General features: G+C 75.8%; 4 protein-coding genes. 1 reads left to right on the forward strand and 3 read right to left on the reverse strand.

The annotated features are described in order from the left end of the window. Positions 1-20: 20 nt before the first annotated feature. The 3 genes from ABT160_RS40115 to ABT160_RS40125 form a co-directional block, all read right to left on the reverse strand. Complete coding sequence (locus tag ABT160_RS40115) at positions 21-1,442, reverse strand: aldehyde dehydrogenase family protein (protein ID WP_351653627.1); 1,422 nt, start codon at positions 1,440-1,442, stop codon at positions 21-23. 54 nt (positions 1,443-1,496) lie between these two features. Next, positions 1,497-3,071, reverse strand: coding sequence for a GMC family oxidoreductase (locus ABT160_RS40120; protein ID WP_351653629.1), 1,575 nt, complete (start codon positions 3,069-3,071; stop codon positions 1,497-1,499). Positions 3,072-3,291: 220 nt separating this feature from the next. Then, complete coding sequence (locus tag ABT160_RS40125) at positions 3,292-5,997, reverse strand: helix-turn-helix transcriptional regulator (protein WP_351653631.1); 2,706 nt, start codon at positions 5,995-5,997, stop codon at positions 3,292-3,294. A 124-nt stretch (positions 5,998-6,121) separates the two neighbouring features. On the opposite strand from ABT160_RS40125, the gene ABT160_RS40130 reads away from it, so the two are divergent. Further along, positions 6,122-6,994 carry a catalase gene (locus ABT160_RS40130; protein ID WP_351653633.1) on the forward strand — a complete coding sequence of 291 codons (873 nt, stop codon included), beginning with the start codon at positions 6,122-6,124 and terminating at the stop codon, positions 6,992-6,994. Positions 6,995-7,145: the final 151 nt, after the last annotated feature.

Below are 7,145 nucleotides of genomic sequence, written 5' to 3' on the forward strand. Positions count from 1 at the left end.
TACGGATCGATCGCCTCGGCTCAGGCGCGCGGCGCCGCGTGCACGTAGTGCTTGGTCTCCTGGAACTCCTCCAGGCCGCGCACGCCGTTGAGGCGCCCCACGCCGGACTGCTTGAAGCCGCCCTCCTCGAACATGTCGTGGACGACCGCCCAGGTGTTGGTCCACACCGTGCCCGCCTTGATCTCGCGCCCGACGCGCAGCGGCCGGTCCACGTCCCGGGTCCAGATCGACGCGGCGAGGCCGAACTCGGTGGCGTTGGCGCGGGTGACGGCGTCCTCCTCGGTGTCGAAGACCTCGAAGGTGGCGACCGGACCGAACACCTCGTTCTGCACGATCGGCGCGTCCAGGTCCTCGACCTCGACCAGGGAGGGCGCGAGGAACGCGCCGTCGCGCGCACCGCGCACGAGCACCTTCGCGTAGCCGGCGGCGTCGGCGACGACGTCCTGGACGCGGCGGGCGTTGCGCTCGTCGATCAGGGGGCCCATCTCGCTGGCCGGGTCGTCGCCGGGGCCGACCTTCACCGCTTCGAGCGCGGCGGTCATGCGGCGGCGGAACTCGTCGGCGATGCCGCGCTGCACCAGGATGCGGCTGCCGGTCATGCAGAACTGCCCGGTGAAGGTGGTGACGGCCTTGGTCAGGACCGGCACGGCGACGTCCAGGTCCGCGTCGTCGAACACGAGCATCGGGCTCTTGCCGCCCAGCTCCAGGGAGAGCGCCTTGAGCGTGGGCGCGGCGTTGGCCATGATCATGCGGCCGACGACGGTGGAACCGGTGTAGCTGACGACGTCCACGTCCGGCGAGGAGACGAGGAGCGGCGCGCCGTCGTTGCCGGACTCGGTGAACACGTTCATGACGCCGGCCGGGAGGCTCTCGGTCTGCGCGATCACCTCGCTGAGCAGGCCGTTGACCAGGCCCGTCTGGCCGGGCAGCTTCATGGCGACGGTGCAGCCCGCCGCCAGGGCGGGGGCGAAGGAGCGTACGGCGAGGACGACCGGGGAGTTCCACGGCGCGATGACGGCGGCGACGCCCGCGCCCTCGCGCAGGGTCATCGAGTACAGGCCGGCCCGCACCTCGCCCGCGCTGCCGTGGTCGCTGAGGGCCAGCGAGGCGTAGTAGCGCAGCTTGGGGATGGTGAGGTCGATCTCGAAGGCGGCCTCGGCGAGGACCTTGCCGTTCTCGCGGGCCAGCAGCGTGACGAACTCGTCGCGGCGCGCCGCCAGGTGGTCGGCCATCTCGAAGAGCGCCCTGGCCCGCAGGTTGCGGTCACGCGCCCAGTCGGTGGTGTCGAAGGCGCGCCGGGCGGCGGCGATCGCGGCCCGGGCCTCCTCGGCCCCGGCGTCGGCGAACGTACCGAGCACCTGGCCGGTGGACGGGTTGAGCGACTCGGTCTTCGTGGCGGAGTCGACCCACTGGCCGTCGATGTGGTTGCGCGCGTGCAGCATGGCGGAAGGTCCTTACGGAGGAGAGGGGTGAAGGGAGGGGAGGGCGGAACGGGTTCAGATCTGGCGGGCGATGTGCTCGGCCGCCGCGATGACCGTGAGGTTGGTCGCGGCCGACGGCACGTCCGGGAAGATCGAGGCGTCCACGACCCGCAGCCCGGGCACGCCGCGCACGGCTCCGAGCCGGTCGGTGACGGCCGTCGGGTCGTCGTCCGCGCCCATGGGGGCGGTGGAGGTCGGGTGGTGGTACGTGTCCAGGGTGGCGAGCATCGAAGCCTCGATGTCGGCCTCCTCGACCGCCTGCGGGCCCGGGTTGAGCTCGCCCGCGGTGAGTGCGGCCAGCGGCTGGGCGGCGCCGAGGCGACGGGCGAGGCGGATGCCCTCGACCAGGCGGCGGCGGTCGGCCGGTTCGGCCAGGAAGTTGAGGTCGATGCGGGGCGCGTCCTCGGGGTCGCGGCTGGTCAGCGTCAGGGTGCCTTGCGACCGCGGCCGTACGAGCGCGACGGCGAGCACGAAGCCGACACCGGTGGGGCTGGTGGCGTGGTCGAAGAGGTGCGTGGCGGTGATGTGCAGGTCCAGGTCGCCGTCGGGGGCCCCGGCGGTCGCCGTCCACACCTTCGCGCCGATCACGGGCGTCTGCGCACCGATCCGGTCGGGGTCGGCGGCGTACGCGTTGTAGTAGAACGGGTGGTCCTGCAGGCGCAGTCCTACCGGCAGGTCGGCGACGAGCGGGATGCCCAGGGCTTCGAGGTCCTCGGCGGGGCCGACCCCGGAGCGCAGCAGGATCGCGGCGCTGCCGTAGGCGCCCGCCGAGAGGATCACCTGCTCCGCGGCGAGCTCGGTCCCGTCGGCGAGGAGCACGCCGGTGGCCCGCCCGTCGGTGAGGAGCACCCGGTCGACGAGCGTGCCGGCCCGGACGGTCAGGTTCGGCCTGGCACGGACCGCCTCGGTGAGGTAGGCCATGCCGGTGTTGACCCGGATCCCGTCGCGGACGTTCATCGGGTACGGGCCGACGCCGTGCGGGTCCGTGCCGTTGAAGTCCTCCACGGGCCGGATCCCCTCGGCGAGCGCCGCGTCCACGAACGCGCGCTGCATCGGCGAGACGTCGTCGAGGCCGAGCTGGGTCACCGGCAGCGGACCGGTGCGGCCGTGCAGCGCGTCCTCGCCGGCCGCCGTGGACTCCAGCGCCTTGAACGCCGGGAGCAGTTCCTCGTACGACCATCCCTCCAGGCCTGCCTCGGACCAGCGGGCGAAGTCGGAGGGCAGGGCGCGCACCGCCACCGAGCCGTTGACCGCGGAGGAGCCGCCGAGCACCTTGCCGCGGAAGGCGGCCACGGGGTGGCCGATGAACCCGGGCTCGCTCTGGTAACCCCAGTCGTGCCCGGTCCAGCCGCCGAGCACGCTGCTGGAGGCCACGGCCTCCGGGTAGCCCTCCGGCTCGTACGCGGGACCGGCTTCGAGGAGCAGTACCGCGCGGTCGGGGTCCTCGGTGAGGCGGGCGGCCAGCACGGCTCCGGCGGAGCCGCCGCCGACCACGATCGTGTCGTAGGCGGAGGTACCGGAGGTGCCGGACGTGTGCGAGGCAGGAGTGCCGGGGGTGCCGGACGTGTCGGAGGTGGGGGTGCTGTTCATGGCGCTTCTCCTGGGTAGCCGTCCGGCGGGTCAGCCGGACGATGACGACGTTAGGGAGATCCGCGCGCCGTGAAATCGGTCAGCGGATCCGTCATGTCCGGCCCTCTGCGTCAGCCGTGGCCCGCCCCAAGGTCAGCCACGGCTCGCACCGGGGTCAGTCAAGCCCCGCCCCCGCGTCAGCCACGGCCAGCCCCCGGGCCAGCCACGCCACGCCCCCGGGTCAGCGCGTGCCGGTCAGGCGCATCCCGTTGTCGAAGTCCACCCGGCCCAATTCCGCCCGCGAGACGATCCCGAGCTTGGGGAAGACGTTGGAGAGGTGGTGGCCGACGGTGCGCGGGCTGATCAGGAGCTGTGCGGCGATCTCCCGGTTGGTGAGCCCCTCCGCCGCCAGGCGCGCCACCCGTGACTCCTGGGCGGTGAGCGCGCCGTCGTCGCGGACCGCCTCGCGCCGCAGCTGCTGGCCCGTCAGCTCCTGTTCGTTCAGGGCGCGTTCGAGCAGCGGCGCGGCGCCCAGGAGCCGGAAGGTCTCGGCGGCCTCGGCGAGCTGCACCCGGGCGTCCGTGCGCCGCCGCGCGCGGCGCAGCCACTCCCCGTACAGCAGTCGCGTGCGCGCGTGGCACAGCGGGCGGTCCGCCGCCCCCGGGACGTCCAGCGCCCGCCGGAACAGCTCTTCGGCGCGGTCGGCACCCAGCAGCGCCGCGCTCCGGTGGGCCGCGGCCCGCGCCCAGGCGGCCCCGGTCTGCTCCGCCCACGCGGACAGGGCCCGCAGGGCGGGCTCGCCCGCTTCCGGGCGGCCCGCGTGCACGGCGGCCTCCACCGTGTCGGCCGCCGCGAGCAGCGCGAAGGTGGTGTGGGCCGCGCGGTGACCGGGTTCGGTCAGCAACGCGAGGCGGTCCAGCGCCTCTTGGGGGCGCCCGGCGAGCAGGGCGGACAGGCCCTGGTGCCAGTGGGCGGCCGCGGTCAGCGCGCGTACCCCGCGCGGTACGGACAACCGCAGGGTGGCGGCGGTGTGTTCGCCCACGGCCTGCTCGTCGCCGCGCAGCGCGGCCAGCCAGGCGAGGGAGTTGCGGCACTGCGAGATCGCGTGGTCGGCGCCGATCTCCTCCGCGAGGCGCAGCGCCTCGGTGGCGTTCGCCGTCGCCTCGGACCAGCGCCCGGCCGCGATGTCCAGGGTGACGGTCTGCGGCACGGTCAGGGCCAGGGCGCTCGACGCGTCGGTACGCCGCAGCTCCGCCAGCTTGCGCCGGAACGCCTCCGCCAGGGCCCGTTCGGCGCCCCACGCCAGGGCCAGTGGGGCGGGCGGCACCAGCCTCCAGGACGCGGCTCCGAGCAGGGCGACGCCCTCCTCGGCCAGGACCGTCCCGGTGTCCGGGCCGCTGCCCCACCACTGGCGCAGCGCGGGCAGCAGGGCGGCCTCCGGCGCGTCCGTGTCCGCCGCCAGCTCCGCCACCCGGCACAGCGCGGCGGCCTGTTGCGCGGGGAGGTCGGCCGACCAGCCGGCCCGTACCGCCAGGCAGGCCAGTTCCAGGGCCCGCGCGTGGCCGTGCACCGCGTGGGTGTCGCGCAGCAGCAGCCGGTGGGCGCGCTCCTGGTCGCCGTGGGCGAACTCGATGACACCGGCCAGTCCGTCGCTGTCCCCGGCCACCGCCGCCTCGGGCACCAGCCGCCCGGCCCGGTCGAGCAGGTCGCGCGCCGTGCGGACCTGCCCGCACTCCCAGGCGGCCCGGGCCCCCAGGGCGAAGCGCCGGGCGGCGTCCTCGGGCCGGGGCGACAGTTCCGCGGCCCGGCCCAGCGCCCGGGCCGCGGACGCGTAACCGCCGCGCGTCCGGTCCGTACGGGCGGTGCCTTCGAGCAGGGCGGCGACCTCCTCGTCGGCCTCTTCGGCGGCGGCCGCCAGGTGCCAGGCCCGCAGGCCCTCCCCGTCGCCGTCCCCGCGCAGCGCCTCGGCCAGCGCCCGGTGCGCCGCCCGCCGCTCGGGGAAGAGCGCCTGTTCGTACACGACCGCGCCGACCAGGGGCGCCCGGAACCGCACCCGGCCGTCCGGCACGGCGAGCAGCCCCGAGCGCACCGCCTCGTCCCAGGCGGCGGCCGTGGCTCCGAGCACGGCCGCCGCCTCCCGCACCAGACGCGCGTCGCCCCGGTCCTCGGCCGCAGCCACGAGGAGCAGCGTCCGCGTAGTGGGCGGGAGTTGGGCGATGCGGGAGCCGAACGCGCGGCGCAGCAGGGGCCCGATGGGCAGGCGCTCCCCTGGACCGGAGACGAGCGTGGGCAGTTCACGCAACGCCAGCGGGTTCCCGCCGGCCGCCCGTACGGTGCGCCGCACCGTCCCCTCGTCCACGCCGGGCACCGCGGCGCGGACCAGCAGCGCGGCCTCCACGTCGTCCAGCGGGGGAACGGCCAGCGCGGGCAGGCTCTCCCACGGGCCGCCCGCCCCCGGGTCGCCGTGCGCGGTCAGCAGCAGGGCCATCGGCTCGCTGTGCACCCGGCGGGCGACGAACGCCAGGCACTCGGCGGTCGGCTCGTCCAGCCAGCCCGCGTCGTCGACGGTGACCAGCAGGGGCCGCTCGGCGGCGAGCCCGCTGAGCAGGGTGAGCGTCGCCGCACCGACCAGGAAGCGGTCCGTGACGTCCCCGCTGAAGCCGAGCGCCCCGCGCAGCGCCGCGGCCTGCGGCGACGGCAGCGCGGCGACCCGGTCCATCAGCGGCCACAGCAGCCCGTGCAGCCCGGCGAACGCGAGCCCGGACTCCATCCGGCTGCCGCGGCAGGCCAGCACCGTGAAGCCGGTCGCGTGCGCGGCCGCGTACTCGAGCAGCGCCGTCTTGCCGATGCCCGGATCCCCCCACAGCACCACGGCCTCGCCCATGCCCGCGCGGGCCCCGGCGAGCACCCGGTCCAGTTCCAGCTTCTGCCCGCGTCGTACTTCCACAGCTCGTTCCCTCGTTTCGTACGGACCACCCACGCGGCCCGCGTCCGCGGTACCGGAGGCGACCGACCGGTACCGATACGGTGACCGATGCGCCCCGGTGCCCCGGATGCCTACCTTCACCGTCATGACCAGCAATTCCTTCGACGACGGCGCCCGGCTCGCCGAGCAGGTCGCCGCGGCGACCGGCGCCGGGACCGGCGACCGCCTCCTGCACGCCCGCGGCGCCTGGGCCACCGGCGAGTTCACCCCGTCATCCGGCGCGCCCGCCCTGAGCCGCGCGGCGGTGTTCGCCGCGCCGGCCACCCCGGCCGTGGCCCGCTTCTCCAGCACGCTGGGCGGCGCGGACGGCCACGACGGGTCCCCCGGTGACCACGGCCTGGCCGTCCGGCTCGGCGACCTCGACCTGGTGATGTTCACGCTCCCGGTGTTCTTCGTGCGCAACGGACCCGACATGGTCGAGTTCCTGCGGGCCGCGAACTCCGCCGACCCCGCAACCGCCGTTCCCGCGTTCGCGGCACGCCACCCGGAGGCGGCCGCCGCCCTCGAACTGGCCGGACAGGCACGCCCGGCCGCCGCCTTCACCGGCCTCGCCTACCACTCGGTGCACGCGTTCGGCCTGGCCGACGCGGCCGGAACGGTCACCTGGGCCCGACTGGGCTGGCGCCCGCACCGGCCCACCGGCCCGCTCACCGAGGAGGAGGCGCTCAGCCGGCCCCCGGGCTACCTCGCCCAGGGACTTGCGGCCGAACTCCCGGCCCGCCTCGACCTGGTGGCCCACCTGCCCGCGCCCGGCGACGAGGTGCACGACCCGACCCGCCCGTGGTCCTCCGACCGCGAGGTGCCGCTCGGCACTCTCACCCTGACCGGCACCCGGCCACCCGCCGCCGAACCGGACTTCGACCCGCTGCACCTGCCGGACGGCGTGGCCGCGCCGCTCGACCGACTGGCCGCCGACCGCAGCCGGGTGTACGCGGCGGCGCGCCGCCGCCGCGGCTGAGGCATCCCGTACGGAGCGGGGCCACGGTCCCGTACCACCACCCCCACGTGCGGGGCGCCCCCGCGCCCCGGACGCCCCGCCCCAACGAAACGGGGGCAAAACCCCCATTCCGACAAGCGATTGCACGCCCACGCCCGCCGCCAGCCCCGCG

This window comes from Streptomyces sp. NPDC001941 (assembly GCF_040296945.1).
In the GTDB taxonomy this organism is placed as follows: domain Bacteria; phylum Actinomycetota; class Actinomycetes; order Streptomycetales; family Streptomycetaceae; genus Streptomyces.